Here is a 26,492-nt window from a genome sequence, read left to right as displayed (position 1 = left end):
TACATAAATGGAGGAAAAACATGACACATATTACATTTGATTATTCAAAAGTCTTGGGCCAATTCGTTGGAGCTCAAGAAGTAGACTACATGCAACCACAAGTTACCCTAGCTGACCAAATGCTTCGTCAAGGAACAGGTCCTGGTAACGACTTTATCGGCTGGTTGGATTTGCCAGAAAACTACGACAAAGAAGAGTTTGCTCGTATCAAGGAAGCTGCAGCTAAAATCCAAAAGGAAAGTGAAGTTTTGGTAGTTATCGGTATCGGTGGTTCTTACCTCGGTGCTAAGGCAGCTATTGATTTCTTGAGCAATGCCTTTGTAAACTTGCAAACACGTGAAGAGCGCAAAGCTCCACAAATCCTTTACGCTGGAAACTCAATCTCATCAAGCTACCTTGCTGACTTGGTAGACTACGTGGCAGACAAGGATTTCTCAGTTAACGTGATTTCTAAATCAGGTACAACAACGGAGCCTGCCATTGCTTTCCGCGTCTTCAAAGAATTGCTTGTGAAGAAATACGGTCAAGAAGAAGCTAATAAGCGTATCTATGCGACAACTGACAAGGCAAAAGGTGCTGTTAAGGTTGAAGCGGACGCAAATGGTTGGGAAACCTTTGTTGTTCCTGATGATGTCGGTGGCCGTTTCTCAGTCTTGACTGCAGTTGGTCTTTTGCCAATCGCGGCAGCTGGTGCGGACATTGATGCCCTTATGGAAGGTGCAAACGCAGCTCGTACGACATTTACATCTGATAAAATTGCTGAAAACCAAGCATACCAATATGCAGCTGTTCGTAACATCCTTTACAGAAAAGGCTATGTAACAGAAATCTTGGCTAACTACGAGCCATCACTGCAATACTTCAGCGAGTGGTGGAAACAATTGGCAGGTGAGTCAGAAGGTAAGGACCAAAAAGGTATCAACCCAACATCTGCTAACTTCTCAACAGACTTGCACTCTCTTGGACAATTCATCCAAGAAGGAAACCGCAACATCTTTGAGACAGTGGTTCGTGTTGACAAACCAAGAAAAAATATCTTGATTCCTGAAATGGCAGAAGACCTTGATGGCCTTGGTTACTTGCAAGGTAAGGATGTTGACTTTGTAAACAAAAAGGCAACGGACGGCGTACTTCTTGCCCACACAGACGGTGGCGTACCAAACATGTTTGTGACCCTTCCACAACAAGATGAGTTCACACTTGGTTATACCTTCTACTTCTTCGAGTTGGCGATTGCGATCTCTGGTTACCTCAATGCAATCAACCCATTTGACCAACCAGGTGTAGAAGCCTACAAGAAAAATATGTTCGCTCTTCTTGGCAAACCAGGATTTGAAGAACTCGGTGCTGAATTGAACGCACGTTTGTAATGTAATAGAATGAAACTGACCGGAAACGGCCAGTTTTTCTTTCCTTTAGAAATATGGTAGAATATTCTATATGAAAAAAGAATTTTTTGTAGTAGGAGATGTCCATGGTAAGTTTGAACTCCTGCTTGATATTTTAAAGAAATGGAACGAGAATCGACAACAGTTGATTTTTCTGGGTGATTTGATTGATCGCGGGGAAAATTCCAAAGCTTGTTTGGAGTTGGTTTGGCAATTGGTGCGGGAAAAGGGTGCGATTTGCTTAATGGGCAATCATGAACGGATGTTTCTGGCCTGGTTGCGTGATCCGGTTGACCGCTACGACCACTATCGGAGAAATGGTGGGGATACGACCATCAATTCCTTACTGGGGCGTCCCTTGGATGCACCGGTAGATGGCCTGGTGGATGCCAATGCAGTGATGGAACAATATGAGGACCTGATTGATTTTGTCAAATCTTGCCCCTATCATATGGAGACCGAATACTATATTTTTGTTCATGCGGGTGTGGATCTAACCTTACCAGATTGGCGTGAAACCAATAATCATGATAAGGTTTGGTTACGTACCCCTTTCCATGAGGCTGAAAATACCACAGGGAAAATGATTGTCTTTGGGCATACCCCTGTTTATAACCTCTACCAAACTAAGCTCCGTATCAGCCAAATCTGGACCAGTCCAGATGGGAAAATGGGGATTGACGGAGGAGCTGTTTACGGCGGAGTTTTACATGGGATTGTGCTGGATGATACAGGTTTAGTTCAAGATTACATCGTCGGAGCTGTTAATCCCAGAAAAGAAATTGAAGATTAAGATAATACATGAAAATTAGGAGGTAAAACTTCTAATTTTTTTATTTTTCTACTTGACAACCGATATATATATATATATAATGGAATTGTAAAATTTTTTGGAGGATTATATGAAAAAAATTACATTCCTAGCAGTAACTGCCTTATCGGTGCTAACCCTTGCTGCATGTTCAACTACAGAACCAAGTAAAAAAGAAACTACCGATACCTCTAGTAGTGTTGCACAGTCAAGCTCTGAACAAGCATCCGATACAAGCTATAAGGTGGGAGATACCATTGTCTTTAAAGATGTAGCGGAAATTACAATTACGAATATTGCATGGACTGACGAACGAAATACAGTAAGTGATATTGTTGCCAATAAGGTACTTTTAGTAACTTATAATGTGACAAACTTAACAGATAAAGATTATGTTGTCGGTGAAGATATGGATTTGTATGTAAACAATAAAGTGACTGAAAGCTACCCAGTTGGAACAATACTCGAAACAATCGCACCTGGTAGAAGTATAGAAGGTGCAACAACCGCCTTTGCAGTAAATGAAGAGGGAACTTCTGAGTTAGAGGTTAAACCAGGGTTCCAGTTTAGTACAGATATAAAACCAGCAATTGTAAAATTTGATTTACCACAATAAATTTAGGAGGCTAACTTAGCCTCTTTTTCAATTTTTTTATATTTCATCATCAAATTTTCAGAAAATTTTGATATAATAGAAAAAATATTATTTTATAGATTGGAAATATTATGACTGCACAAAAAATGACTGCCCAAGAAATCATTGCCTTTATCGGTAATGCTGTGAAAAAAACGAATGTTAAAGTGACTTTTGAAGGTGAATTGGCTGGCCCTGTGCCTGCTGAGGTGACAAAACTTGGCAATGTCCTCTTCGGTGACTGGAAGGATGTCGAGCCACTTTTGGCAAACTTGACTGAAAATGTAGACTTCGTGGTTGAGCAAGACGGCCGCAATTCGGCTGTGCCTTTGCTAGACAAACGTAACATCAATGCCCGTATCGAGCCAGGTGCCATTATCCGTGACCAAGTGACAATCGGTGATAATGCCGTTATCATGATGGGTGCGGTCATCAACATCGGTGCGGAAATCGGTCCAGGTACCATGATTGACATGGGTGCTATCCTTGGTGGTCGTGCGACGGTTGGTAAAAACAGCCACATCGGTGCAGGTGCGGTTCTTGCAGGTGTCATCGAGCCAGCTTCGGCTGAGCCAGTGCGTGTTGGCGACAATGTTTTGGTCGGTGCCAATGCCGTTGTTATCGAGGGCGTGCAAATCGGTAGTGGCTCTGTTGTCGCAGCGGGTGCTATTGTGACCCAAGACGTCCCTGAAAATGTCGTGGTGGCAGGTGTGCCAGCCCGCATCATCAAGGAAATCGACGCTCAAACCCAACAAAAAACAGCCTTGGAAGAGGCTTTGCGGACACTCTAAGAGGTAGCTATGCTAGATTTAATCGCGACACGCCGGGCCCTCCACCAGATTCCAGAGCTGGGCATGGAGGAATTCAAGACCCACGCCTTTCTTATGGAAACTATTGAGAACTTGCTGGAAGATTGCTCTTTTGCCCAAGTCCGTACCTGGAAGACAGGTATCCTGGTCTATCTGACAGGTTCTGCACCTGAAAAGACCATTGGCTGGCGGGCAGATATTGACGGCCTGCCTATCGTGGAAGAAACGGACCTGGACTTCAAGTCCCTCCACCCAGACAGGATGCACGCCTGTGGACATGATTTCCACATGACCATTGCCTTGGGGCTTTTGGAGAAAATGGCAGAGCAGCAACCGAAAAATAATCTTCTCTTCTTGTTTCAGCCTGCGGAGGAGAATCTAGCAGGTGGTATGCTTATGTATGAAGCGGGTGCCTTTGGGGATTGGTTGCCCGATGAATTTTATGGGCTCCATGTCCGACCAGACCTCAAAGTCGGTCAAATGGCCACCAACCGTGCGACCCTCTTTGCTGGGACCTGTGAAGTTAAGATACGGTTTACAGGAAAGGGTGGCCACGCAGCATTTCCCCATACTGCCAATGACGCCTTGGTGGCGGCCAGTTACTTTGTGACTCAGGTGCAGTCGGTGGTCAGCCGTAACGTCGACCCTATTGAGGGGGCTGTGGTGACCTTCGGGTCTATGCATGCTGGAACAACCAATAATGTTATCGCAGAAACTGCCTTCTTGCATGGGACTATTCGAGCTTTAACCCAGAGCATGAGTCTTTTGGTGCAAAAACGGGTGCGGGAAGTGGCAGAAGGGATTGCCCAGTCCTTTGGAGTGGACCTGGAGATTGAACTCAATCCGAGCGGCTATCTGCCTGTGGAGAACAATCCCCAGCTGGCTGATGAACTGATGACCTACTTTGATGGTATTGACGGAGTGGAGATGATTGACTGTCCACCTGCCATGACGGGTGAGGACTTCGGCTACCTGCTCAACAAGGTTCCAGGTGTTATGTTCTGGTTGGGTGTGGATACGCCTTATCCCCTTCACAATCCACGTCTCAGCCCCAAAGAGGAAGTGCTTCCCTTTGCTGTGGATAAGTTGAGCGATTTTTTGAAAACGAAAGCGAACTAGACTGGGTTTTCCAGTCTTTTTCTGAAAGAAAAGGAGTTTCTGTGGATAAAAAAGAAATTCGGCAAGAGGTCTTGCAGAGTTTGAAAGACCTGACTAGTAGCCAGCGAGCAAGATGGAGTCAGCAACTAACAGAAAGGCTCCTTGCTTCTGAGGTCTATCAAGGCACAAAGTCGCTGGGGACCTACCTTTCCATGCCCCATGAGTTTGACACTTCTTACCTGATTGAGCAGGCTCAAAAGGATGGCAAGCAGATTTTCATCCCTAAGACCTATTCACAAGGGCGTATGGATTTTGTAGAATATAATCCTGATGATTTGGTGAAATCCAGGTTTGGAGTTTGGGAACCTGGGACTTATTCACAACCTGTGGATAAGTCTGTGGTTAAGTTGATCCATGTTCCTGGTTTGGCTTGGAATCAAGCGGGTTTTCGAGTGGGCTATGGAGGCGGTTTTTATGATCGCTACCTAGCAGATTATCAGGGGAAAACGGTGTCGATCTTGGCAGACTTTCAAGTCTATGATTTCGAACCAGATGTATTTGATATTCCAGTAAAGGAGTTGTTGATTTTTGAAGAACTTTTTTGATAAGCGCTATCCTGTGACCAATGGCTTGTTGGCTGTCACGGCATTTGTGTTTCTATTGATACAAGTATTTCGCTTTGGGCAGACCACCACAGCCTATACGATTTTTGAATTTGGTGGCATGTACGGTGAAATGGTACGATACGATCCGAGTCAGTTGTGGCGCTTGATTTCCCCTATCTTTGTCCACATTGGTTGGGAGCATTTCTTGTTTAACAGTATTACCTTGCTTGGTTTGGGTTATCAATTAGAAGGCCTGTTTGGCTCAAGGCGCTTCTTTCTCCTCTATCTCTTGTCTGGGATCATGGGCAACCTTTTTGTTCTCTTTTTTACGCCAGATGTGGTTGGTGCAGGTGCATCGACCTCGCTCTTTGGTCTTTTTGCGGCTATGGCACTCTTGAGGAAATTTAGTCGCAGCCCTTATCTACAGGTTCTTGGTCAACGCTACATGGTCCTTTTGGGATTGAACTTGGTCTTAGGACTTTTCAATCCAACCATTAGTATGGCAGGACATATTGGAGGCGCTATTGGAGGTTGTTTGGTTGTGATTTTCCTTCCACCTCTTGTGGAAAAGGATCTCTTTACAGGAAAACAGATTTTTTTCAGTTTCATTGGATATTTGGGCTTGCTTACCTTGCTATTAGGAATATTTTATTTGATATAAGAAAAAAACTAGCGATTGCTAGTTTTTCTTTGTATCTAATTTTTTACCAAGATCGATTAAGTATTGTTTCAAATCATCTTTTACTTGAGGGTGTTGGAGGGCGTAGTCGATAGAAGTTTTCATGAAACCGAACTTATCCCCAACATCGTAACGGTTGCCTTTGAATTCACGAGCGAAAACACGTTGCGTTTTGTTCAGAGTATCAATGGCATCTGTCAATTGAATCTCGTTCCCGGCACCTGGTTTTTGATTTTCTAAAATCTCAAAGATTTCAGGAGTGAGTAAGTAGCGTCCGATAATAGCAAGGTCAGAAGGAGCATCTTCTGGTTTTGGTTTTTCCACAAAGGTTTCCACACTATAGAGACCGTTGACACCTTCACCTTGTGGAGCGATAACACCGTATGCAGAAACTTCTTCATGAGGAACTGGCATAACAGCAATGGTTGAAGCATGTGTTTTTTCATAGTCGTTCATGAGTTGCTTGGTCAATGGGACAGCTTTTGTATCTGTGATGTCCATGAGGTCATCGCCGAGCATGACAACAAAAGGCTCGTTCCCGACAAATGCTTTAGCTTGAAGAACGGCATCACCAAGTCCACGTGGATGGCTTTGACGAATGAAGTGTAGTCGAATGCCTGTTGTCTCATCAACCAGTTTCAACAAATCATTTTTGCCTTTTTCTTTGAGGTTGTATTCCAATTCAAAGTTTGAATCAAAGTGATCTTCGATAGAACGTTTTGACTTACCAGTGACCACCAAAATATCTTCAATACCTGAACGGAGGGCTTCTTCAACGATAAATTGGATGGTTGGCTTGTCAACGATTGGCAACATTTCTTTGGCAAGAGCCTTAGTAGCAGGCAAGAAACGTGTTCCCAAACCTGCAGCTGGGATAACGGCTTTTCTAACTTTTTTCATAAGTATGTAATCCTTTATAATTTATTTTTTGTGTTTAATAAGAATCAATGCCATTCATTTTCATGGCGGAATTCACCCGTCATGATTTCTTTGATGGCATCTTCAATACCTGCACCTTGGTAGATGACCTTGTAGATTGCTTGGGTAATAGGCATGTAAACATCTAATTCTTGAGCCAACTCATAGGCTGCCTTAGTTGTCGAAATACCTTCAATCACCATTCCCATATTGCGTTCTACATCTTCGAGTTTTTCACCGCGACCGAGCTGATCTCCAGCTCTCCAGTTGCGGGAGTGGACAGATGTACCGGTAACAATCAAATCACCAACACCAGAAAGACCGCTGTAAGTCAGAGGATTTGCGCCCATAGCAACGCCTAGACGTGTGATTTCTGTCAAACCGCGAGCGATAATAGCTGCCTTGGCATTATCACCATAACCAAGTCCGTGTAAAGCGCCAGCGCCGACAGCAATAATATTTTTAAGGGCACCTGCTGTTTCTACACCGATGACATCATTATTTGTATAAAGTCGGAAGTAGTGGTTGCTGAAAAGATTTTGGACGTAGCTGGCTGTTTCCAAGTCTTTTGAAGCTGCAGAAATCAAGGTCAAATCACGGACGATAGTCTCTTCTGCATGACTTGGCCCTGAAACCACGACGATTTCAGAACGGAGTTCAGCAGGAATTTCTTCCTCCAGTACCTCAGACAAGCGCTTGTGACTATCAGGCTCTAAGCCTTTTGAAGCGTGCATGACAACTACCTTGTGTTTGAGAGCTTGTGCGACTTGCTTGGCAACTAGGCGTGTTACCTTGGTTGGCACAACGAAAAGAACCGCGTCAACACCGTCCAAGGCTTCAGTCAAATCCTTATATCCTTTGATGTTTTCATCTAGGATAACATCCTTGAAATAGCGCTTATTTGTATGTTCTTTATTGATTTCGTCGATTTGTTCGGGGACATTGCCCCAAATACGGACAGTATGACCGTTATCGTTGAGAACTTGAGCCAATGCAGTTCCCCATGAACCGGGTCCCAAGATGGCAATGGTTTGTTTGGTCATAAAAAATCCTTTCTAGTTGGTGTAATTTAGATATATTATACCATAATTGATACATAAAATCTTATATAAGTTATACAGTATATATATTATAGTTTTTGAGTAAGTAATGGTGCTGAAACAACAAAATATTTTCAGAAAAGAGCAAACGAAATAATTGACAATAGTTCCTAAGAGAACTATAATAGTTCTCATGGTAATTATTTCGTAGAAAGGAGCTATCATGGGACATACTATTGCAGATTTTCGGAATCTATTAAATCAGATTGAACAAATCAGTGAAACGATTGCAAAGGAATACGATGTGGAGCACTTAGCTGGGCCACAGGGTTGGGTCTTGCTCTTTATGTCGGAGCGGGTAGACGGTGAGACCTTTGTCAAAGACATAGAAGCAGAGCTTTGTATTTGCAAATCAGTGGCCAGTAACCTGGTCAAGCGAATGGAGAAAAACGGCTTTATCCAGGTCATACCTTCACAAGTTGACAAACGCTATAAGCAGTTGGTTTTGACAGAGAAGGGGCGGAGCAAGATTGAGCCATTAAAAGATTTCCATGAGGAGATGGATCGTTCTCTATTTTTAGGTATTCAAAAGGAAGAATTTGATTTGATCAGACAGGTGGCCAATCAATTAAAAGAAAATATTAGAAATTATAAGGAGAAAAAACATGTTTAAAGAAGCCATTTTACGTTATAAATGGTATGCCTTGGCATCAGTCTTGCTGACTTCTATTGTTGTAGCGACGACTTTGATGCAGCCAAGTTATTTGCAGGATGTATTGACGGCTGTTTTGGCTAATGATAAGGATGAGATTGTCCGTGTCGGTAAGTTCCTCTTGCTGATTGCGGGAATTGGTCTCTTGGCTGGTCTGGCCAATACCATCATGGCGGCTAAGATTTCTCAGGGAGTATCTGCGGATATTCGTGAGAAGACCTTTCGGAAAATTCAGAGCTTTTCTTATGCCAATGTAGAGGAATTTAATGCAGGGAATTTGGTGGTTCGTATGACCAACGACGTCAATCAAATCCAAAACCTTGTTATGATGCTCTTTACGATCTTGATGCGGGTACCTCTGCTCTTTGTTGGTGCCTTTATCATGGCGGTGCGCACTTTGCCAGAACTTTGGTGGATTATCGTGCTCATGGTCATCATCATCATGGGAATCATGGCAGTCGTGATGGGCTTGATGGGACCGCGCTTTGGTAAATTCCAGTCCCTCATGGACAGGATGAACAGTATTGCCAAGGAGAACCTGCGTGGGATTCGTGTGGTTAAGTCCTTTGTACAGGAGAAGAATCAATACGCTAAATTTAAAGAAGTATCCAATGAGCTTTTGGATCTTAACCTCTTTATTGGTTATGGTTTTTCTATCTTGCAACCTTTGATGATGTTTATCTCCTACATGGCGATTTTTGTGTCGCTTTATCTCGTTTCAGGGATGTTAGACACTAATATCGAAGCAGTTGGGGGCTTTACTTCCTTTATGAGTTACCTCATGCAAATCATGTTTGCCATTATCATGACTAGCTTTATGGGGATGCAGGCTTCACGTGCTGCTATTTCCATTAAACGTTTGAGTGAGGTTTTAGATACAGAGCCAGCGATGTCCTTTAAAGATGGTGCAAAAGAGGACTTGGATGGTCGGATTGTTTTTGACAATGTCAGCTTTACCTATCCGCATGACACTGAGCCAACCTTGAAAAATATCTCCTTTGAGATTGAGTCTGGTCAGATGGTCGGTGTGGTCGGTGCAACGGGTGCGGGTAAATCAACACTAGCTCAGCTCATTCCGCGTTTGTTTGATCCACAGGAAGGGACTGTGTCAATTGGTGGACGTGATTTGAAAGACATCAGTCAGGAAACCTTGAGAGATACAGTGTCTATCGTTTTGCAAAAAGCTATTCTCTTCTCAGGGACCATTGCAGACAACCTGCGTCAAGGTGCACCTGGTGCTGATTTGCAACGTCTGGAGCGGGCCGCAGGTATTGCCCAAGCCAAAGAATTTATCGACCGCTTGGATGATACCTATGAGAGTCAAGTAGAAGAACGTGGAAATAACTTCTCAGGTGGTCAGAAACAGCGGATGTCCATTGCGCGTGGGGTGATTAGTGATCCTAAAGTCTTGGTGCTAGATGATTCGACCTCAGCCTTGGATGCCAAATCAGAGAAGTTGGTACAAGAAGCCCTCAACCATGATTTGAAGGGGACAACGACGGTCATCGTTGCTCAGAAGATTTCTTCTGTTGTCAAAGCTGATAAGATCTTGGTTCTTGATGAAGGTCGCTTGATTGGTCAAGGAACACACGCAGAATTGGTAGCGACAAATGACGTCTACCGAGAAATTTACGAAACACAGAAAGGGAAGGATGAATAAATGAAGACTTTACGTTTTTTCTGGTTTTATTTTAAACGCTATAAGCTGTCCTTTGCTGTGATTTTTCTAGCTATTGTGACGGCGACTTATTTGCAGGTTAAGACACCTGTTTTCCTTGGAGATGCGATTGCAGAGATGGGGAAAATTGGTCAGGCTTATTTTGCTTCGGTGCAAATGGGTCAGTCAGATTTCAAGCCCGACCTAGCTGATTTTAATGGGGTTATGCTCAATCTCTTGTTGGCCTATGTGGCGACTGTGGTATCAACCTTGATTTACACCCTCCTTTTCACGCGTATCGTGGCTCATTCGACCAACCGGATGCGAAAAGGTTTGTTTGGCAAGTTGGAACGCTTGACAGTTGCCTTCTTTGACAGCCACAAGGATGGGGATATTCTTTCTCGTTTTACCAGTGATTTGGACAATATCCAAAATGCTTTTAACCAGTCCTTGACTCAGGTAGTGACCAATATTGCTCTTTACATCGGTATGGTTATCATGATGTTCCGTCAGGATACTCGCTTGGCTTTGGTAACTATCGCATCTACGCCAGTTGCCTTGATTGCCCTAGTGATTATCATTCGCCTGTCACGGAAATATACTGATAAGCAACAGGCTGCGGTGTCTAAACTCAATGCCTACATGGATGAGAAGATTTCAGGGCAAAAAGCGATTATTGTACAGGGTGTGCAGGAAGAGACGATTGATGGTTTCTTGGAGCTCAATGAAGAAGTTCGTCGCACAACTTTCAAGGGACGTTTGTTTGGTGGGATTCTCTTTCCATTTATGAACGGAATGAGCTTGGTTAATACTGCCATTGTTATCTTTGCAGGCTCCAGCATTGTCCTAAATGATAGCTCGCTGGAAACAGCTGCCGCACTTGGTCTGGTCGTGACTTTTGTTCAATATTCGCAACAGTATTACCAGCCAATCATGCAGATTGCATCTAGCTGGGCAGAATTGCAGTTGGCTTTCACAGGTGCTCATCGTATCCAGGAAATGTTTGATGAGCCTGAGGAAGTCCGCCCGCAAAACGCTCCGCTATTTACCGAATTAAAAGAAGGTGTTGAAATTAAGGACATCGACTTTGGCTACCTGCCAGGTCAGAAGGTCTTGGACAAGGTATCCATTTCAGCTCCTAAGGGCAAAATGGTGGCGGTCGTTGGGCCGACGGGGTCTGGTAAGACTACCATTATGAACTTGATCAACCGCTTCTACGATGTCAATGGTGGTAGCGTGGCCTTTGACGGTCGCGATATTCGGGAATATGATTTGGATAGTTTGCGGGATAAGGTCGGTATTGTCTTGCAGGAGTCAGTCCTCTTCTCTGGTACCATTGCGGACAATATCCGCTTTGGCGATGAGAGCATTTCGCAGGAAATGGTGGAAACCGCAGCTCGTGCCACCCGTATTCACGACTTTATCATGAGCTTGCCAGAGGGTTATGAAACCTATGTGACCGATGATGAGAATGTCTTCTCCACAGGTCAGAAACAGCTGATTTCTATTGCTCGTACGCTCTTGACAGATCCACAGGTCTTGATTTTGGACGAAGCAACGTCAAACGTCGATACCGTAACGGAAGCCAAAATCCAAAAGGCCATGGAGGCTATTATCGCAGGACGGACCAGCTTCGTCATTGCCCACCGTCTCAAAACCATTCTCAATGCGGATGAAATCATCGTCCTCAAAGACGGAAAGGTCATCGAGCAGGGCAACCACAGCCAACTCCTTAAACAGGGCGGCTTCTACGCCGAACTCTACCACAACCAGTTTGTGTTTGAATAGTAAAAAATAACAGCCAAGATAAGCAGGCCACAATCCTTAAACTTTTAGGATGTGGTTTATCTTGGCTGTTTTTGTAGTATCATTACTGTTCAAGGTGGTTGGTTTTAGTCTGATTGAGCCAAGCATAAGCAATTCCAATAAAGAGTCCGGCTCCAAGCCAATTTCCAAAGAAAACAACAATCCACTGACGAAGAATATTCACGATGGTAAAGGTATCTACATTTGTACGAGCAGCGTTGAAGGCTAAGAGCATGAATGATGCGAAATTAGCAACTAAGTGTTCGTTGATAAGGAAAACAAACATAAAAATAGCAGATACAATAACAAAGAATTTGGCGGATTGTTCCTTGAGTAGCATATACCCAAGGATAGCCATATTCACAAACATATTGGCAGTAATTCCCTCAAAGAAGTTACTCCAGTCGGATTTTCCTAGTTTGATGGTGACAGCGTTGACAACAAAACTTTCGTTAGATAAGTTAAGGTAGGAGAAGGACTGATTGAAAAGCCAAGCCAGAATGGTAGCACCTACAAAGTTGAAGAAGGTGCAGTAAAGTAACATCAGCGTTACTTTTTTCCAAGTAATTTGCTTATAATAGGCACCAGTCGTTAGATACATCATATTAGATGTAGCCAATTCGCCACCAAAAATAAGAACAAAAATCAGTCCGATAGCAAAGATAAAGGTAAAAACAAAACGCGATAGACTTGGGAATTGACTGGAGATGACATCAGCTCCAATAATACCAACAGCTGTTGACATGGTCAAATAAGCTCCTGCATACATGGAGCGTAAGGCGTAACGGCTTAGACTTTCATCAAAAAGGGATTCTTTTTTTGAAACTGCAACCGAAATTTTTTCTTGAAATGGGGACATGGGGCCTCCTTGTGATATAATCATCAAAAATTTATTGAAAAAATATAGTGGAAAGGGAGCCCCTTCCCACTAGTTTTTATTTGTTAGTGAGCAGATGCACCAGAATTGGCATCTGTCGGTGTGGAAGCTGTAGGGGTACTACCTGTATCTGAAGCGCCAGAGGTTGCATCAACATGGGCAGGAGATGCGGTGTTTCCTGCACCCCCCACCAAGCGTTGTCCAGTGGTTTCAAGATACCAATCTAACCATGGCTTAAAATTAAAGATAATTTCATTGATGCCAGCGTAGGACCCGTCAGGATAGTACATAGCTTGGTAGTTATGAGTATTGATAATTTCAGGTGGTGTGCCTGGGACGATTGTTCGAACGTACTCTTGGTTACCATTACGTAAGGTTCCAACAACCCATTCGACATTTTTCATACGAGCAGGTGGTAAAGTGCCGTGAACGGTTGACAAACGGTTTCCTACTTGCTCTGGGACCCGCTTACCTAACATAGTATCAGGCTCTTGGTGGCTATTGTTGTAATAGAGGAACTGATTGTTATCATCTGCATAGGTCAACTCAAATGGCATGGCGTTGAGGAACATATTGAGTTGGTTAACTGTTAAAAGACCGTTATCTAATTTTACATACGTATCTCCCTCGACAGCGTTGACCAATTTAGAAGCCTTATCCAGCCAGTCTGGGTCATCTGGGTCCACACCTGTGATGGTCGTTGCGATTGGATGGGTACAGTCTAAATCTTCGGGTGCAATTGGCTTGGGTTGTTTCAATTTAGATACAACGCCGACATACTTGATAAAGTTGTCTAGACAGCTTTCCAAGAATTTCACAGTCCCTTCATTGATAATGTTCCCTTTATCATCAAAAGCTTCTTTCGCTTTACCAAGGAGGAATTCATTACCTGGTAACGTGTAAGCATTGACGCCTGGAGCGTCCAAAATTTTTCTCAAGTGGACTTGAGCACGAGACGTTCCTTGGTCGTAGTAAGAAGCCCCGATAATCATAACTGGTTTATTTTCAAATGGATGTAAATTGAAACTTAGCCACTCTAGAGTACTCTTAAGAGCAGGTGTGATGGTGTGGTTGTGCTCAGGTGTAGCAATGATGACACCATCAGCACGTGTGATTTTGTTGTAAAGGTATTGGATCGCAAAGCTATTAGACTGGTCTTCGTCCTGATTGAACATTGGGACATCTTTGATTTCCAAAAGCTCTAATTCAAATTTTACTTTAAAGTGGCGTTGAATAAATTGCAATAGCATGCGGTTATAAGATTGGTCTGCATTAGACCCGACAATTCCGACAAATTTCATGATTGTTATCCTCTCTTACAAGTTTTCCCAGTCAAAGTTTTCAGCTTCTTTTTGAAGTAACTCTTTGGCGCTAGACAGTTTACTTGTCATCTTGACAAAGAGACGGAAGTCATCAAAGATGGCATCCAGTTTTTGACTGATTTCTAAATCAATGAGCTCACCGTTTGTATCAAAGGCTTTCATGGAATGAGATAGTAAGAACTCATCTGGTAAAACAGTAGCTTTGAGTTCAGGAGCATTGAGAATTTGGCGTAGTTGCAATTGAGCACGGGAAGAACCGAGTGTTCCGTATGAGGCACCTGTAATCATAACCGGCTTGTTAAGCATAGGGTAGACTCCATATGATACCCAAGCTAGTGCATTCATAAGAACAGCGGGGATCGAGTGGTCATACTCAGGTGTTCCGATGATGACACCATCAGCACTTTCAATCTTTGCAACTAATTCTTTAACACTTTCTGGCAGTTCACGATTAGCCGGTTTATTGAAGACTGGAAGGTCCTTGATTTCAACCAATTCAATATCTGCCTTGTCAGCAAAATGCTGTTTGATGTACTGCAAGAGTTTGCGGTTGGTTGAGCGAGCGGAGTTGGTTCCGACAAGTCCTAGAAGTTTCATAGCATCTTCTCTCTTTTCTAAATGTAATATCCTTATCATACCAATTTACAGGGTGAAAAGCAAGCGTTTTCCTAAACTATACAGAAAATATTCAAAAAATCACGAACTCTTTTGGTATAATAGTATTATGAAAAAAATCGTTTATCTAGTAGCTGGTTTTGTTAGTCTTGCTATTGGCATGATTGGGATTGTTCTACCTATCATTCCAACAACGCCTCTTTTACTTTTGGCTGGATTTTGTTTTGCTAGAAGCTCTAAAAATTTTGAAAAATGGCTACGCAATACAAAAATTTATCAATTTTACGTAGCGGATTATGCTGAAACCAAAGCCATTTCCCGTAAACGGAAAAAACAAATTATCTGGCAAATCTACATACTCATGGGGATTTCCATTTGGTTGGCTCCTGTACTATTTGTCAAAATTGGACTTGGCTTGCTGACAGTCTTTATTACTTACTATCTTTTTTGGGTTATACCAGAGAAATAGATCCAGACTTGCGGATGAAATCATCGTCCTCAAAGACGGAAAGGTCATCGAGCAAGGCAACCACAGCCAGCTTCTTAAACTCAACGGCTTCTACGCAGAACTCTACCAGAACCAGTTTGTGTTTGAGTAATATCCTTCGAAAATCAGAGCCAGACTTTGTTGATGGAACGGCTTCAATGCAGGTTTTCAGTCTGTTCTCTTGCGATATATAGGGAATAGAGCTTTACCTAACTCTGCGTCGATAGTCTGATTTTCATTGAGTAAGAACGTGAACAGCAAAAACCAGTCAATCTATATCTGTGATTGACTGGTTTTTAAGTATGTGTTCTACAAGACTTCAAGATTAAGATAGGTAACTTGATACATTCAGTCTTGTATAGATTTTCTTGGAATGTTTTCATGTTCATCTGATGTAGTTTATTAGTGATTTTTTTGTATGACTAGGTGTCATTTTTTGTTACTAAGAGATAAGCAACTGAAAAACCGACACTAATCCCTAGGGTAATCCACCATTTGAAGGGTTGGTGCAACATCCAAGAGCGAAGTCCACTAAGTAGGAAAACAACTAAGTGGAGGCCAATCAGAGTGAAAACGGTCGATTTTTTATGAAAGAGATTGGTTCGTTTCATAACTGTTCTTCTTTCCAAAATACTCTATATGGGATTAAAATAGAAAAGAAAGTGAACTTGCCAGAGCAACAAGTAGGAAAATCCCTTTCCAAATTGGGAAATCTTTCTGAATGAACTTGTCCCCGTACAATGCAAGGGCTAGAGAAAACCAGAGAATGATTATTTTAAAGTAAACCATGGTGAGCACCTCCTAAGAAAGGGGTTGGATTTATTGAGAAGCAATCCAGTGGGGTTTAGCGTCGCCCAAATAACCTATGAAAGCGATGATGATACCACGGCCAGCAGCGTTATTCCATCCCACTAATCCTGCGGCAGCTCCTAAAGCGATAGCTAGGGCTTTTGATAGCGTTGGGTCAGGTACTAGTGCGGCGGCGACTGCACCGAGACCTAAACCAGCAGCTAATCGATTAGCATTCGTGCTATCTAGATAAACATCAAACCCCTTCCAAGTATAAACTATTTTGTTAACACCTGTAAAGGCTCGTTCTTGGATATGTGGAACAATTGTGACAGAGTTTTCAGTGAATTCGACATGATATTGTGTTAAATCTACGGACGATAATACTTCTTGTTTGTATTTTTCTGTTAATTTAACATTTTTTGAAGAATCATCAATTTCTAAGTAACCTTTTTCTTCCAGAGTGTTTAACAAGCTTCTTGTTGAGGTAGTTGTGACTATCTCGTTAGCATAAACGGAATTAGATTGCATCAGAACTGAAGTACTAGGAATTAATGAAATAGATAGTAGACCGAGAGCTATATATTTTTGAACTTTCGTGATAATTCTCCTTTCTAAGTGTATTTTTATTTTTAAGATTAGCTTTCCTATCCTCTCCACCTAACATATAGTTTCCAGTTATTATCCTCCTTTCCAGAGTGGTGAGATGGTAGTAGCTTATTTATTTGTTGATAACTGGCCAAATGATAGCCCATCCACCCCCTAAAAGTTGAGGCGCTAGTAGGATGGCTGAGTAAGTTAAAAGCAAGAGATAGTTTTTCCAATTTTTCATAAGAGTGCCTCCTATTATTTTGTTTGTTTTTCTTTACTATTATGATATCATAGAATACATGCAAAAGATGAAAACGTAAACATTTCTCACATTTTTTGGAGGTCTTGTATGAAATGGGATTTTGGGACAGTCTTAAAAGAGATTCGCAAGTCAAAGGGACTTAGCCAGCAGGAAGTTTGTGGAGATGCCTTGTCACGGACGACCCTATCAAAAATTGAAAACAACAAAGAGTACCCGACCATTGCTCACTTTTCACATATCCTCCGTCAGTTGGATATGACTTTTGCAGAGTTTGACTATATCTGCCATGCCTATCAGCCTTCGGAGCGATCTTCTATCATCCATCGCTTTGAAAATCTGAGAGGACATTTTTTTTCTGAATTAGGTTGTCAAGATTTTTTGTACCAAATAGAGCAGTATTTGAAGAGGCAGGAAGATATACGGGTTCAGCGAATCGAACAACTGATACGGTTAGCTCTCTCTATCTATCAAACAGGAGATGGGGAGCGGACCAGACAGTTGGGGCAAGCACTCTGGAAGGAATTGGAGAAGTCAGATACTTGGTATTTAGCTGACTTTCGTAAGTTAGGGTTGGTGCTTCCGATTATTCCTGTATCCCATTTGAAAGGCTTTGTAGATAAAATCTTGCTTTCCTTGGACAAATATAAGGACTTCAGAGATGTACAGGTTAGCCAGTTTGCTTTTCTCTACAACCTATCAACCGTTTTGCTGAAAAATGGGGAGTATCAACTTTGTGTTTCAGTAATGGAAAGAGTTTATGCCATGGCTCAGGAAAGTATGCGGATTGATTATGTAGGTATGGCTAATGTCCGTATGGGTATCTTTCAGCAGGATAGAGGGATGGTGGACAAGGGGCTTGCTATTCTCCGAGCTGCAGACTTGCTAGAGATGGTTGAACAGTTGGAGCAAGAAGTCGAGGAGTATTGGGAGATTTTTGGCTCGGAAAAGGATTGAATTGCTTGAGCTAGTTTATATTAGTAGCACCTGTAGGTCAGGTGTTTTTTTGCTGAAAATCGCAGGCTTTGACGAATTAGTGTATAATAGACCTATGGTTGGGATATGAATTCACCTTCTCTCGCAGTGTCTATCTCCGTAAGGTTGACCAAGACTTGTGGCTACGTGCGGCTCGCTTTGATGACGAGTACGCCTTTCCCTTAACCACACTTTTTGCATTTGTGACGAAAAATGCGAATGAATTTGTAGTGGGGAGTGAGCTCTAAATAATTAAAGAGGCAAATATGAAGGAATTACAATTTTTAATTTACCGAGCAGAAAATGACCAAGAAAAGGCTAGTGTCATTGTCAGTGACGAGACGATTTGGGCTAGTCAGAAGGAAATGGCAAGATTGTTTGATGTTGGTGTACCAGCTATCAGCAAACATTTGAAAAATATTTTTGAAGAAGGTGAGTTGGATGAGGGAGCAACTATTTCCAAAATGGAAACAGTTCAAATAGAGGGGACTCGTGAGGTCATCAGGCAGGTTGATTATTACAATCTGGATGCTATCATCTCCGTCAGTTATCGTGTCAATTCTCAAAAGGCTACTAAGTTTAGACAGTGGGCAACGACTGTGCTTCGAGAATACATGATTAAAGGCTTTGCCATGGATGATGAGCGTTTGAAGCAAGGCGAGAACCTGTTGGAAAAAGATTATTTCCGTGAGCTCTTAGAACGAGTTCGTTCTATCCGTGCTAGTGAACGACGAATTTGGTTACAAATCACAGATATTTTTGCAGAGATTGCGATTGATTATGACGCTAATAGCTTGATGACTAAGCAATTCTATGCTCATGTGCAAAATAAATTTCATTATGCGATTACAGGTAAAACAGCTGCCGAAATTATTTATGAAAAGGCAGACCACACCAAAGCGAACATGGGGTTGGTAACCTGGAAGCACTCCCCTGACGGACGTATTTTGCAATCTGATGCTCTTATTGCTAAAAATTATCTGAACGAAAAGGAGATTCGTTCGCTGGAACGTAGTATTTCGGGCTACTTTGACTATCTGGAGCGACAAATTGAGCAAGGAAAAACTCAGACCATGCAAGATTTGGCAGATAGTATTGACCGATTTTTAGCCTTTCAAGATTATGAACTTTTAGAGGGGTATGGTCAAATTACAAGGCAGTCAGCCAAGGAGAAAGCTCGGTCAGAATATGCAATTTTTAATAAGACCCAAAAGATAAATTCTGATTTTGAAAAATTACTAGAAGATTTATCTTCAAAATAAGTACTCGAAAGGAAAAAACATGAAAATCCGTGGATTCGAACTGGTCAGCCAGTTTACAGATGAAAACTTATTGCCAAGACGTGAGACAGCCCACGCAGCAGGTTACGACCTGAAAGCTGCGGAGACGGTCAGCTTGGAGCCAGGCGAAATTAAGCTAGTGCCGACAGGAGTTAAGGCCTATATGCAGGCCAACGAGGTCCTCTATCTTTACGACCGTTCGTCCAATCCTCGCAAGAAGGGGCTGGTCCTGATTAACTCGGTTGGAGTTATTGACGGCGACTACTATGGCAATCCAGCCAACGAAGGCCACATCTTTGCCCAGATGCGAAACATCACCGAGGAAACTGTCGTGGTGGAAGCTGGCGAGCGAATTGTGCAGGCTGTTTTTGCCCCCTTCCTCTTGGCTGACGGTGACCAGGCCGACGGCGTTCGGACAGGTGGATTTGGCTCAACAGGGAAATAGACTATTATGCAGATTTTCTTTGTGCGGCATTCCGAGCCCGACTACAGCATGTTTGACCAGCATGATAACCCTCGGCTGTACGCAGGTTTTGGACGGGATCTGGCTCCCCTGACTGAAAAGGGAAGGGCTTTGGCCCAGAAAGTTGCCAGCAGTTCTGTTTTTGCTCATGCTCAGGTGGTTATCGCTTCAAGCGTCACGCGGGCCTTGGAGACTGCAACTTACATTGCTCATGTCCACCAACTGCCTCTTCTGGTTGAGCCCTTTTTTCATGAGTGGCGACCAGACCTGACGGGACAAAATGCCAGTCAAGATGAGGCTATCTTAGCTCATCGATTATTTTTGGAAAATGGCGGAGCGGTGCCTGAGTCTTCTCCTGTTCGTTATGAGACTGCTGCGGAGATGAAAGAGCGATTTTTACAGGCCCTTGAAAAATACAAAGCCTATGACCGAATCGTTATCGTCTGTCACGGTATGCTGATACGCCAGTTTGTCCCAAAAGAAACCATAGCCTACTGCGAAATCCTAGAATACAATCTATAGGAGGAAATCATCATCGCTAAGAAAAAAACAACCTTTGTCTGTCAATCCTGCGAGTACCACTCGCCCAAGTATCTGGGCCGTTGCCCCAACTGCGGCTCCTGGTCTAGCTTTGTCGAGGAAGTGGAAGTCGCCGAAGTCAAGAACGAGCGGGTTAGCCTGACAGGTGAGAAGACCCGACCAATGAAGCTCAATGAAGTTTCCTCCATTCAAGTGGCCCGCACCAAGACCAACATGGAAGAGTTCAACCGCGTCCTCGGTGGCGGCGTGGTGCCGGGTAGTCTGGTCCTGATCGGAGGCGATCCAGGGATTGGCAAATCCACCCTGCTCTTGCAGGTTTCTACCCAGCTGTCCACCATTGGCACCGTCCTCTATGTGTCGGGGGAAGAGTCTGCCCAGCAGATTAAGTTGCGGGCGGAGCGTTTGGGCGACATCGACAGCGAGTTCTATCTCTATGCGGAGACCAATATGCAGAGCATTCGGACTGAGATTGAGAAGATAAAACCAGATTTCCTGATTATCGACTCTATCCAGACCATTATGAGCCCTGACATCTCCAGCGTACAAGGCTCTGTCAGTCAGGTCCGTGAAGTGACCAATGAACTCATGCAGATTGCCAAAACCAACAACATCGCAACCTTTATCGTCGGCCACATGACCAAGGAGGGAACCCTGGCTGGACCGCGGACCTTGGAGCACATGGTGGATACAGTCCTCTATTTTGAGGGCGAGCGGCAACATACCTTCCGTATCTTGCGGGCGGTCAAAAACCGTTTTGGCTCCACCAACGAAATCGGTATTTTTGAAATGCAGTCGCAGGGCCTGGTCGAAGTCCTCAATCCTAGTGAAGTCTTTCTGGAAGAGCGTTTGGACGGGGCGACAGGCTCTGCGATTGTCGTGACCATGGAGGGCACCCGCCCGATCCTTGCCGAAGTGCAGGCTCTGGTGACCCCGACCATGTTTGGCAATGCCAAGCGGACCACGACAGGATTGGACTTCAACCGTGCCAGCTTGATTATGGCGGTTTTGGAAAAACGGGCAGGCCTGCTCCTCCAAAACCAAGATGCCTACCTCAAGTCAGCAGGCGGTGTCAAACTGGATGAGCCAGCTATTGACTTGGCGGTCGCAGTTGCCCTTGCCTCCAGTTACAAGGATAAGCCAACCAACCCACAAGAGTGCTTTATAGGCGAAATCGGTCTGACAGGTGAAATCCGCCGCGTCAATCGGATTGAGCAACGGATTAACGAAGCCGCTAAATTAGGTTTTACCAAGGTCTATGCCCCCAAAAATTCTCTGACAGGTATCAAGGTGCCCAAGGAAATCACCGTTATCGGCGTGACAACCATTGGCGAAGTCTTGCAGAAAGTATTCAACTGATGAAATCATTCGGGAGTGACAGCTAGTCGCTCCTCTTTTTGCGACAAATGGTCGGGAATATGATAAGCTAGGACTAACCTATTTCTGAAACTTTCAGAAATTCTCATCAGACAAGGAGGTCCTATGTCTTATTTTCAAAACTTTATGAAGGCCAACAAGGCCTATGTTGACCTGCATGGTGATTACCATTTGCCCCTTCGTCCAAAGACCAAGGTGGCTATCGTGACCTGTATGGACTCACGACTTCACGTGGCGCAGGCCTTGGGCTTGGCTCTGGGTGATGCCCACATTTTGCGGAATGCGGGTGGGCGCGTGACGGAGGACATGATTCGCTCGCTGGTCATTTCCCAGCAGCAGCTTGGCACAAGGGAAATCGTTGTCCTCCACCATACAGACTGCGGTGCACAGACCTTTACCAATGAGGACTTTGCGGCCCAACTCAAGCGGGACTTGCAGGTCGATGTCAGCGGTCAGGATTTCCTACCTTTTACCGATGTTGAGGAAAGTGTGCGGGAGGATATAGCTCTCTTGAAACAATCTCCGCTCATACCTGACGACGTTGAAATTTTCGGTGCGGTTTATGATGTGGATACGGGTCGTATGACAGAAGTTATATAGGAATGCTCAGGAAGTTCGGTTTTTCCTGTAAATTTTATCTGAATAGCCGAGAAATCCTTGACAAGTTTTTTTGAATAGGATAAAATTGTATTATCACAACAGAACAAACAAAGAGATAAATGATACTTGGTTTATTTTAGCTTGTTCTAAGTTTATTATGGCTATCCTGTGGTTAACAGGACCTTTCGTAAAAAATAGGAGTCAACTATGTCAGACAATCGGATGAAATATACTATCGATAGTAATATGCAGTTTCCTTTGGTGGAAATCGCTTTGGAAGCTGGGGAAACGGCTTATATTCAACAAGGGAGCATGGTCTACCATACACCGAGTGTGACCTTGAATACCAAGCTCAATGCCCGTGGTGGCTCTGGTCTTGGAAAACTGGTCGGAGCGATTGGTCGTTCTATGGTTTCAGGCGAATCCATGTTTATCACGCAAGCTATTTCCAATAACGACGACGGGAAAATCGCCCTTGCGCCTTCAACGCCAGGTCAGGTTATTGCCTTGGAACTTGGTGCAGAGCAATATCGACTAAATGATGGTGCCTTCCTTGCCCTCGATGGTTCTGCCCAGTATAAAATGGAACGCCAGAGTGTTGGGAAAGCTTTCTTTGGTGGTCAGGGTGGTCTCTTTGTGATGACTACGGAGGGACATGGCACACTTTTGGCGAATGCGTTTGGTTCTATTAAGAAGCTAACTTTGGATGGTGGAAGTATCACCATTGACAATGCTCATGTGGTTGCTTGGAGTCGTGATTTGGACTACAATATCCATATGGAAAATGGTTTCCTCCAATCTATCGGTACAGGTGAAGGAATCGTTAATACCTTTACAGGTTATGGAGAAATCTATGTACAGAGCTTGAACATTGAGACCTTTGCTCAGGTCATTGGCAATCATATTGTCGGTGCAGGTGGTGACGGTGGTGGTGGAAGCACATCATTGCTGGATGCGATTTTTTAAGAAAAAAACTCTGCAATTTTCAAAATCATATAATAAAAATTAGGTCCCTCGCGTAATTGCAAGGGACTTTTCTTAGTTTATTTCTACCACTTACCTGTCTAATTTTGCCACTTACTGAAATGCCCTTGTAATTGGATGTCGAACTGGTATAATAGAGCTATCAAAAAGGAGGGAGCTATGAAAGTTAGGATTGAATTTGATGACAGCTTAGATCAGGTTGAAGTTGTTATCCGAACCAGTCAGCTGGGACCAGAGATTGAACAGATTCAGCAAGCTTTGCAACAAGTTAGTCGTCCCTCGCTTGTTTTTTACAAGGGGAGCAGCGAGTATTTTCTTTCATTGGGTGACATACTTTTCTTTGAAACGGACGGAACCAAGATTTTTGCTCATACAGGCGATGATGCCTACGAGGTTAAGATGAAACTCTATGAACTTGAGGAGTATTTGCCTATCTACTTTTGTCGGGTAGCTAAGTCAACCATTGTCAATAGCAAGGTAGTTTATTCGCTAGATAAGTCCTTCTCAGGCACCAGTCGGATTTCCTTCTATAAGACTCACAAGGAAGTTCACGTGTCGCGACATTATTACCATTTATTAAAAGAAAAGTTACAGGAAATGAGGTAGGAAGATGAAACGTTTTATGATAGGTTGTTTAGTGATTGGATTAGCGGTCTTGGTATTGCTAAGGGATTCCTTAGGCTTACATCTGGCCATGCCGTTTTGGACAACTGTTTGGTTTGTTTTAACCTTTGTGACGGGTTTTCACCGTTTGGTGAAGCTGGATTGGCTTGCCAGTATCTTTTGTTTCGGTCTGGCTTTTATAGCGGTGAACTCAGTTTATGATTGGGTGAAGTTTGGGACTTGGAATATGGTTCTATCGCTTGTTCTTCTTTGCCTTGGCTTGAAACTGATGCTTAAGCCGAAGAAGCGTAGACTGGCTCATGGAGTTGTCACAGGGGTGATTGGCGATAAGAGACGCGATACAGCTTTTGGCTCTTCAACCCGCTACATTCATGACGATAATTTTCTCCATGATAGTGTGGAAGTAGCCTTCGGATCTAGTACAGTTTACTTTGATCAGGCGGTTATTTTAGGCAATAAGGCTGAATTCCATATCGATGCTGCCTTCTCAAATGTTACACTCTATCTGCCGGCCAACTGGCGAGCAGTGGTGGAACTTGACAGTGCTATGTCAACAACCAATAACTATGCGACTGAGCAGGGAGAAAAGGCCCTCCTTGTTACAGGTGACCTAGCCTTCTCAAACCTAACGATTTATTCTGCATAAAGTGGCAAGAGGAAAGTCTATTCAGGCTCCTCTGCAGACTAAATAGTCTGAATATTCTGAAAACTATATAAAAGAAAGGGATTATCATGAAAAAGATTTTGAAAAATGCGACTTACCTATGGGTACTGACGGCGGATATGCTGTCCAATTTTGGCGATGTTGTCTATTATCTGGCCTTGATGAACTATGTCTTGCTGGTACCCAACAGCCGTCTGGCGCTGGCGATTGTGACCTTCTCAGAAATCTTTCCTAGCTTTATGGGCCTCTTTACAGGCTATCTGGCAGATAAGACGGTCAACAAAATCAGCACTATCAAGCTGACTCTCCTCTTCCGTGTGGCCCTCTACCTCATCCTCGGATTCTGCATGGGCTTTGAGCCAGCCCTCTGGATTGTCGTGGTGGCTGCAAGTTTCAATGTCTTTGCAGACTTCGCTGGCTTCTATGAAAACGGCCTCTATGCACCTCTGGGATTACGCATAGCGCCCAAAGAAGAGCGGGAGCAGTACTCGGCCTTTCGCCAGACCGTGACCAGCCTCCTCAACATCGCCTCTCAGGCCCTCTCTGCCTTCTTGGTCGGCCTCCTCTCCTACCAAAACCTGGCCTTTCTCAACGCCGGCACCTTTTTGGCCGCACTCCTCATCATGCAGCTGCTGACGCCAGCCTTTCGCAAACTCCTGACGGAGCAGCCTTTGAAAATAGCAGAGCAACCGAGCCAGTCCGAGCTAGAAACCAAGGGTCCAGGCATTCTAGCTTCTTTCAAGCAAGCCATCGTGGAGCTTCGCAAGATTCCCGAGTTCCGCCTGGTCCTGATTACCAGCCCCATTATCAATGCCTGCGGAGCGATTCTCTATCCTATTCTGGTCCTGCTGATTAGCGAAGACCCAGACCTCGTCTTCCTCAATGTTGAAACAACCCTTGCCCTGACCATTCTGATTTTCTTTGTCGGAAATATCTTGGGCTCGACCTTGGTCTTTACCCTTTTCAAAAAGACCAGCATGGTGACGCTTGAAGTGGCCGCCACTTTCTCTCTACTTGGCGTGTTTGTCGGAATGTTGCTGCATCAACTGCCAATTATTTTCTTCTTCCTTACAACTATGGGGATTAGCTTTGGTGCCAGCGGTCCGAAGTTTAATGCCAAGTTTGTCAATTCTATGCCAGAGGAGCAGCTGGCAACTATCGGTGGAGCAGTATCTACCTACTTCATGCTGGGTCAAGCCTTTGTCCGACTACTTGTTTCAGGTCTGGTCTTGGTACTGACTGTCAATCAGATTAGCGGACTTTTCCTAGCGGCAACTGGATTGTTGGTCCTCTATGTCCTCTACTGGCTGGCACGTAATCAAAAAACACCTCAAAATCAGTCTCTCTAGGCAAATCATTCCCGTAGTTCGTATTTTATCCAATTTGTTATCATCCAAAAGAAGATTCTAACGACTTTCCTTATCTCACAATTGGTCTACAATATTCGCTGGTGCCCTTTTTTCCAATAAAAGGCAAAAAAAGGGCGCAATAACCCCTTGTTTGTGTGGTGATTTTTTTGAACCAATTAAACTACCCAGCTCGCAAGCTGAATCCTTGTCCCAGACTTGGCTTTCCTTAAAGCAAAGCCGATCATGACTAAAAAGCTCATGGCAACAGCTAAACTCATCTTCTTTAACCCTCGAATAGTATGGGTCTCAAACCTAAAGTCTCTGTCTAAGCGTCCATTCACCCGCTCCACAGCGGTTCGCTTCTTGTATAGTCTCTTGAATTTCTTACTATCTCGCGCTACTTGGTTAAAGATAATCGGTTCAACACATCGTTTTAAACGGAAGATACGGTTGTCCTGATAATGAGGATGAAAGCCATACCGCAAACTGTCACAAGACTTATCGTATCCCTTATAGATAAGCTGGATCGCTTTACCCTTGTC

The 26,492-nt window shown here is 43.7% G+C and carries 31 protein-coding genes; 22 read left to right on the top strand and 9 right to left on the bottom strand.

Features of this window, described 5'->3' with window-relative positions:
- Positions 1–20 precede the first annotated feature (20 nt).
- The 7 genes from P7J36_RS00155 to P7J36_RS00125 all read left to right on the top strand — a co-directional run bounded on the left by P7J36_RS00155 (position 21) and on the right by P7J36_RS00125 (position 6,006).
- The gene (locus tag P7J36_RS00155) at positions 21–1,370 is read left to right on the top strand and encodes a glucose-6-phosphate isomerase (RefSeq protein WP_408550901.1); all 1,350 of its coding nucleotides are present in this window, start codon (positions 21–23) and stop codon (positions 1,368–1,370) included.
- 70 nt (positions 1,371–1,440) lie between these two features.
- Positions 1,441–2,181, top strand: coding sequence for a metallophosphoesterase (locus P7J36_RS00150; protein WP_408550902.1), 741 nt, complete (start codon positions 1,441–1,443; stop codon positions 2,179–2,181).
- 109 nt (positions 2,182–2,290) lie between these two features.
- Positions 2,291–2,815, top strand: a complete 525-nt coding sequence (locus P7J36_RS00145) for a hypothetical protein (protein WP_408550903.1) — start codon at positions 2,291–2,293, stop codon at positions 2,813–2,815.
- 110 nt (positions 2,816–2,925) lie between these two features.
- Entirely contained in the window at positions 2,926–3,624 is a 699-nt protein-coding gene (gene dapD / locus P7J36_RS00140; protein WP_408550904.1) for a 2,3,4,5-tetrahydropyridine-2,6-dicarboxylate N-acetyltransferase, read from the top strand.
- A gap of 9 nt (positions 3,625–3,633) precedes the next feature.
- Complete coding sequence (locus tag P7J36_RS00135) at positions 3,634–4,761, top strand: N-acetyldiaminopimelate deacetylase (RefSeq protein ID WP_408550905.1); 1,128 nt, start codon at positions 3,634–3,636, stop codon at positions 4,759–4,761.
- A 41-nt stretch (positions 4,762–4,802) separates the two neighbouring features.
- Positions 4,803–5,345, top strand: a complete 543-nt coding sequence (locus P7J36_RS00130; protein ID WP_408550906.1) for a 5-formyltetrahydrofolate cyclo-ligase — start codon at positions 4,803–4,805, stop codon at positions 5,343–5,345.
- Entirely contained in the window at positions 5,329–6,006 is a 678-nt protein-coding gene (locus P7J36_RS00125; protein ID WP_408550907.1) for a rhomboid family intramembrane serine protease, read from the top strand. The genes P7J36_RS00130 and P7J36_RS00125 overlap by 17 nt, the downstream gene beginning before the upstream one ends.
- 18 nt (positions 6,007–6,024) lie before the next feature.
- Here the strand turns inward: P7J36_RS00125 and galU are convergent, their stop codons facing one another.
- Both galU and P7J36_RS00115 read right to left on the bottom strand, forming a co-directional pair.
- The gene (gene galU / locus P7J36_RS00120) at positions 6,025–6,924 is read right to left on the bottom strand and encodes a UTP--glucose-1-phosphate uridylyltransferase GalU (RefSeq protein WP_004298345.1); all 900 of its coding nucleotides are present in this window, start codon (positions 6,922–6,924) and stop codon (positions 6,025–6,027) included.
- A 44-nt stretch (positions 6,925–6,968) separates the two neighbouring features.
- Complete coding sequence (locus P7J36_RS00115) at positions 6,969–7,985, bottom strand: NAD(P)H-dependent glycerol-3-phosphate dehydrogenase (RefSeq protein ID WP_408550908.1); 1,017 nt, start codon at positions 7,983–7,985, stop codon at positions 6,969–6,971.
- 220 nt (positions 7,986–8,205) lie between these two features.
- On the opposite strand from P7J36_RS00115, the gene P7J36_RS00110 reads away from it, so the two are divergent.
- From P7J36_RS00110 to P7J36_RS00100, 3 genes are read left to right on the top strand one after another with little or no spacing between them, the layout of a single operon-like run.
- Positions 8,206–8,655 (top strand): MarR family winged helix-turn-helix transcriptional regulator, encoded by a 450-nt coding sequence (locus tag P7J36_RS00110; RefSeq protein ID WP_398581547.1) that lies wholly within the window; start codon positions 8,206–8,208, stop codon positions 8,653–8,655.
- A complete protein-coding gene (locus P7J36_RS00105) occupies positions 8,648–10,354 on the top strand; it encodes an ABC transporter ATP-binding protein (protein WP_408550909.1) in 1,707 nt (568 codons plus the stop codon). The genes P7J36_RS00110 and P7J36_RS00105 overlap by 8 nt, the downstream gene beginning before the upstream one ends.
- A complete protein-coding gene (locus tag P7J36_RS00100; protein WP_408550910.1) occupies positions 10,355–12,139 on the top strand; it encodes an ABC transporter ATP-binding protein in 1,785 nt (594 codons plus the stop codon).
- Between the two features lie 82 nt (positions 12,140–12,221).
- On the opposite strand, the gene P7J36_RS00095 is transcribed toward P7J36_RS00100, so the two are convergent.
- The 3 genes from P7J36_RS00095 to P7J36_RS00085 form a co-directional block, all read right to left on the bottom strand.
- Positions 12,222–13,016, bottom strand: coding sequence for a formate/nitrite transporter family protein (locus tag P7J36_RS00095; RefSeq protein ID WP_105134312.1), 795 nt, complete (start codon positions 13,014–13,016; stop codon positions 12,222–12,224).
- A gap of 83 nt (positions 13,017–13,099) precedes the next feature.
- Complete coding sequence (locus P7J36_RS00090; RefSeq protein ID WP_408550911.1) at positions 13,100–14,335, bottom strand: NAD(P)H-dependent oxidoreductase; 1,236 nt, start codon at positions 14,333–14,335, stop codon at positions 13,100–13,102.
- A gap of 15 nt (positions 14,336–14,350) precedes the next feature.
- Positions 14,351–14,953, bottom strand: coding sequence for an NADPH-dependent FMN reductase (locus P7J36_RS00085; protein ID WP_024384178.1), 603 nt, complete (start codon positions 14,951–14,953; stop codon positions 14,351–14,353).
- A 127-nt stretch (positions 14,954–15,080) separates the two neighbouring features.
- On the opposite strand from P7J36_RS00085, the gene P7J36_RS00080 reads away from it, so the two are divergent.
- Positions 15,081–15,440: a YbaN family protein gene (locus P7J36_RS00080; protein ID WP_024384177.1), complete on the top strand. Its 360-nt coding sequence runs from the start codon at positions 15,081–15,083 to the stop codon at positions 15,438–15,440.
- A gap of 440 nt (positions 15,441–15,880) precedes the next feature.
- Here P7J36_RS00080 and P7J36_RS00075 read toward each other — a convergent pair whose 3' ends face one another.
- From P7J36_RS00075 to P7J36_RS00065, 3 genes are read right to left on the bottom strand one after another with little or no spacing between them, the layout of a single operon-like run.
- On the bottom strand, positions 15,881–16,069 hold the full coding sequence (locus P7J36_RS00075; RefSeq protein ID WP_408550912.1) for a hypothetical protein: 189 nt from the start codon (positions 16,067–16,069) through the stop codon (positions 15,881–15,883).
- A 34-nt stretch (positions 16,070–16,103) separates the two neighbouring features.
- The gene (locus P7J36_RS00070) at positions 16,104–16,247 is read right to left on the bottom strand and encodes a hypothetical protein (RefSeq protein ID WP_408550913.1); all 144 of its coding nucleotides are present in this window, start codon (positions 16,245–16,247) and stop codon (positions 16,104–16,106) included.
- Between the two features lie 30 nt (positions 16,248–16,277).
- Positions 16,278–16,907, bottom strand: coding sequence for an ABC transporter ATP-binding protein (locus P7J36_RS00065; protein WP_408550914.1), 630 nt, complete (start codon positions 16,905–16,907; stop codon positions 16,278–16,280).
- 280 nt (positions 16,908–17,187) lie between these two features.
- Here P7J36_RS00065 and P7J36_RS00060 point away from each other — a divergent pair, with 280 nt between their 5' ends.
- The 11 genes from P7J36_RS00060 (at position 17,188) to P7J36_RS00010 (ending at position 25,950) form a co-directional block, all read left to right on the top strand.
- Entirely contained in the window at positions 17,188–18,054 is an 867-nt protein-coding gene (locus P7J36_RS00060) for a helix-turn-helix domain-containing protein (protein ID WP_408550915.1), read from the top strand.
- A gap of 98 nt (positions 18,055–18,152) precedes the next feature.
- Positions 18,153–18,320 (top strand): hypothetical protein, encoded by a 168-nt coding sequence (locus tag P7J36_RS00055; protein WP_408550916.1) that lies wholly within the window; start codon positions 18,153–18,155, stop codon positions 18,318–18,320.
- 18 nt (positions 18,321–18,338) lie between these two features.
- Positions 18,339–19,334, top strand: coding sequence for a virulence RhuM family protein (locus P7J36_RS00050; RefSeq protein ID WP_408550917.1), 996 nt, complete (start codon positions 18,339–18,341; stop codon positions 19,332–19,334).
- A gap of 19 nt (positions 19,335–19,353) precedes the next feature.
- Positions 19,354–19,797, top strand: a complete 444-nt coding sequence (locus P7J36_RS00045; protein ID WP_029943939.1) for a dUTP diphosphatase — start codon at positions 19,354–19,356, stop codon at positions 19,795–19,797.
- Between the two features lie 6 nt (positions 19,798–19,803).
- Positions 19,804–20,337: a histidine phosphatase family protein gene (locus tag P7J36_RS00040; protein ID WP_408550918.1), complete on the top strand. Its 534-nt coding sequence runs from the start codon at positions 19,804–19,806 to the stop codon at positions 20,335–20,337.
- Between the two features lie 6 nt (positions 20,338–20,343).
- Positions 20,344–21,711 carry a DNA repair protein RadA gene (gene radA, locus P7J36_RS00035; RefSeq protein WP_024404944.1) on the top strand — a complete coding sequence of 456 codons (1,368 nt, stop codon included), beginning with the start codon at positions 20,344–20,346 and terminating at the stop codon, positions 21,709–21,711.
- Positions 21,712–21,834: 123 nt separating this feature from the next.
- Entirely contained in the window at positions 21,835–22,329 is a 495-nt protein-coding gene (locus P7J36_RS00030) for a beta-class carbonic anhydrase (protein WP_408550919.1), read from the top strand.
- Between the two features lie 207 nt (positions 22,330–22,536).
- The gene (locus P7J36_RS00025; RefSeq protein ID WP_408550920.1) at positions 22,537–23,295 is read left to right on the top strand and encodes a TIGR00266 family protein; all 759 of its coding nucleotides are present in this window, start codon (positions 22,537–22,539) and stop codon (positions 23,293–23,295) included.
- 177 nt (positions 23,296–23,472) lie between these two features.
- Positions 23,473–23,919, top strand: a complete 447-nt coding sequence (locus tag P7J36_RS00020) for a LytTR family DNA-binding domain-containing protein (RefSeq protein ID WP_024407334.1) — start codon at positions 23,473–23,475, stop codon at positions 23,917–23,919.
- Positions 23,920–23,923: 4 nt separating this feature from the next.
- Positions 23,924–24,583, top strand: a complete 660-nt coding sequence (locus P7J36_RS00015) for a LiaF transmembrane domain-containing protein (RefSeq protein ID WP_408550921.1) — start codon at positions 23,924–23,926, stop codon at positions 24,581–24,583.
- Positions 24,584–24,669: 86 nt separating this feature from the next.
- Positions 24,670–25,950 (top strand): MFS transporter, encoded by a 1,281-nt coding sequence (locus P7J36_RS00010; RefSeq protein ID WP_408550922.1) that lies wholly within the window; start codon positions 24,670–24,672, stop codon positions 25,948–25,950.
- Between the two features lie 176 nt (positions 25,951–26,126).
- On the opposite strand, the gene P7J36_RS00005 is transcribed toward P7J36_RS00010, so the two are convergent.
- A partial coding sequence (locus tag P7J36_RS00005) for a transposase (protein WP_408562405.1) occupies positions 26,127–26,492 on the bottom strand: 366 nt, incomplete at its 5' end.

It is taken from the genome of Streptococcus suis, assembly GCF_046032115.1.
Taxonomy (GTDB): Bacteria; Bacillota; Bacilli; order Lactobacillales; family Streptococcaceae; genus Streptococcus; species Streptococcus suis_AJ.
Note: the sequence above shows the minus strand (reverse complement) of the source record. Positions and strands in the feature narration are given on the sequence as shown.

Excerpts from the sequence above, each read along its gene's own strand:
- P7J36_RS00155 (WP_408550901.1), top strand. The coding sequence starts at position 21 with ATGACACATATTACATTTGATTATTCAAAAGTCTTGGGCCAATTCGTT.
- P7J36_RS00150 (WP_408550902.1), top strand. The coding sequence starts at position 1,441 with ATGAAAAAAGAATTTTTTGTAGTAGGAGATGTCCATGGTAAGTTTGAA.
- P7J36_RS00145 (WP_408550903.1), top strand. The coding sequence starts at position 2,291 with ATGAAAAAAATTACATTCCTAGCAGTAACTGCCTTATCGGTGCTAACC.
- dapD (WP_408550904.1), top strand. The coding sequence starts at position 2,926 with ATGACTGCACAAAAAATGACTGCCCAAGAAATCATTGCCTTTATCGGT.
- P7J36_RS00135 (WP_408550905.1), top strand. The coding sequence starts at position 3,634 with ATGCTAGATTTAATCGCGACACGCCGGGCCCTCCACCAGATTCCAGAG.
- galU (WP_004298345.1), bottom strand. The coding sequence starts at position 6,924 with ATGAAAAAAGTTAGAAAAGCCGTTATCCCAGCTGCAGGTTTGGGAACA.
- P7J36_RS00115 (WP_408550908.1), bottom strand. The coding sequence starts at position 7,985 with ATGACCAAACAAACCATTGCCATCTTGGGACCCGGTTCATGGGGAACT.
- P7J36_RS00110 (WP_398581547.1), top strand. The coding sequence starts at position 8,206 with ATGGGACATACTATTGCAGATTTTCGGAATCTATTAAATCAGATTGAA.
- P7J36_RS00105 (WP_408550909.1), top strand. The coding sequence starts at position 8,648 with ATGTTTAAAGAAGCCATTTTACGTTATAAATGGTATGCCTTGGCATCA.
- P7J36_RS00100 (WP_408550910.1), top strand. The coding sequence starts at position 10,355 with ATGAAGACTTTACGTTTTTTCTGGTTTTATTTTAAACGCTATAAGCTG.
- P7J36_RS00095 (WP_105134312.1), bottom strand. The coding sequence starts at position 13,016 with ATGTCCCCATTTCAAGAAAAAATTTCGGTTGCAGTTTCAAAAAAAGAA.
- P7J36_RS00090 (WP_408550911.1), bottom strand. The coding sequence starts at position 14,335 with ATGAAATTTGTCGGAATTGTCGGGTCTAATGCAGACCAATCTTATAAC.
- P7J36_RS00085 (WP_024384178.1), bottom strand. The coding sequence starts at position 14,953 with ATGAAACTTCTAGGACTTGTCGGAACCAACTCCGCTCGCTCAACCAAC.
- P7J36_RS00080 (WP_024384177.1), top strand. The coding sequence starts at position 15,081 with ATGAAAAAAATCGTTTATCTAGTAGCTGGTTTTGTTAGTCTTGCTATT.
- P7J36_RS00075 (WP_408550912.1), bottom strand. The coding sequence starts at position 16,069 with ATGAAACGAACCAATCTCTTTCATAAAAAATCGACCGTTTTCACTCTG.
- P7J36_RS00070 (WP_408550913.1), bottom strand. The coding sequence starts at position 16,247 with ATGGTTTACTTTAAAATAATCATTCTCTGGTTTTCTCTAGCCCTTGCA.
- P7J36_RS00060 (WP_408550915.1), top strand. The coding sequence starts at position 17,188 with ATGAAATGGGATTTTGGGACAGTCTTAAAAGAGATTCGCAAGTCAAAG.
- P7J36_RS00050 (WP_408550917.1), top strand. The coding sequence starts at position 18,339 with ATGAAGGAATTACAATTTTTAATTTACCGAGCAGAAAATGACCAAGAA.
- P7J36_RS00045 (WP_029943939.1), top strand. The coding sequence starts at position 19,354 with ATGAAAATCCGTGGATTCGAACTGGTCAGCCAGTTTACAGATGAAAAC.
- P7J36_RS00040 (WP_408550918.1), top strand. The coding sequence starts at position 19,804 with ATGCAGATTTTCTTTGTGCGGCATTCCGAGCCCGACTACAGCATGTTT.
- P7J36_RS00030 (WP_408550919.1), top strand. The coding sequence starts at position 21,835 with ATGTCTTATTTTCAAAACTTTATGAAGGCCAACAAGGCCTATGTTGAC.
- P7J36_RS00025 (WP_408550920.1), top strand. The coding sequence starts at position 22,537 with ATGTCAGACAATCGGATGAAATATACTATCGATAGTAATATGCAGTTT.
- P7J36_RS00020 (WP_024407334.1), top strand. The coding sequence starts at position 23,473 with ATGAAAGTTAGGATTGAATTTGATGACAGCTTAGATCAGGTTGAAGTT.
- P7J36_RS00015 (WP_408550921.1), top strand. The coding sequence starts at position 23,924 with ATGAAACGTTTTATGATAGGTTGTTTAGTGATTGGATTAGCGGTCTTG.
- P7J36_RS00010 (WP_408550922.1), top strand. The coding sequence starts at position 24,670 with ATGAAAAAGATTTTGAAAAATGCGACTTACCTATGGGTACTGACGGCG.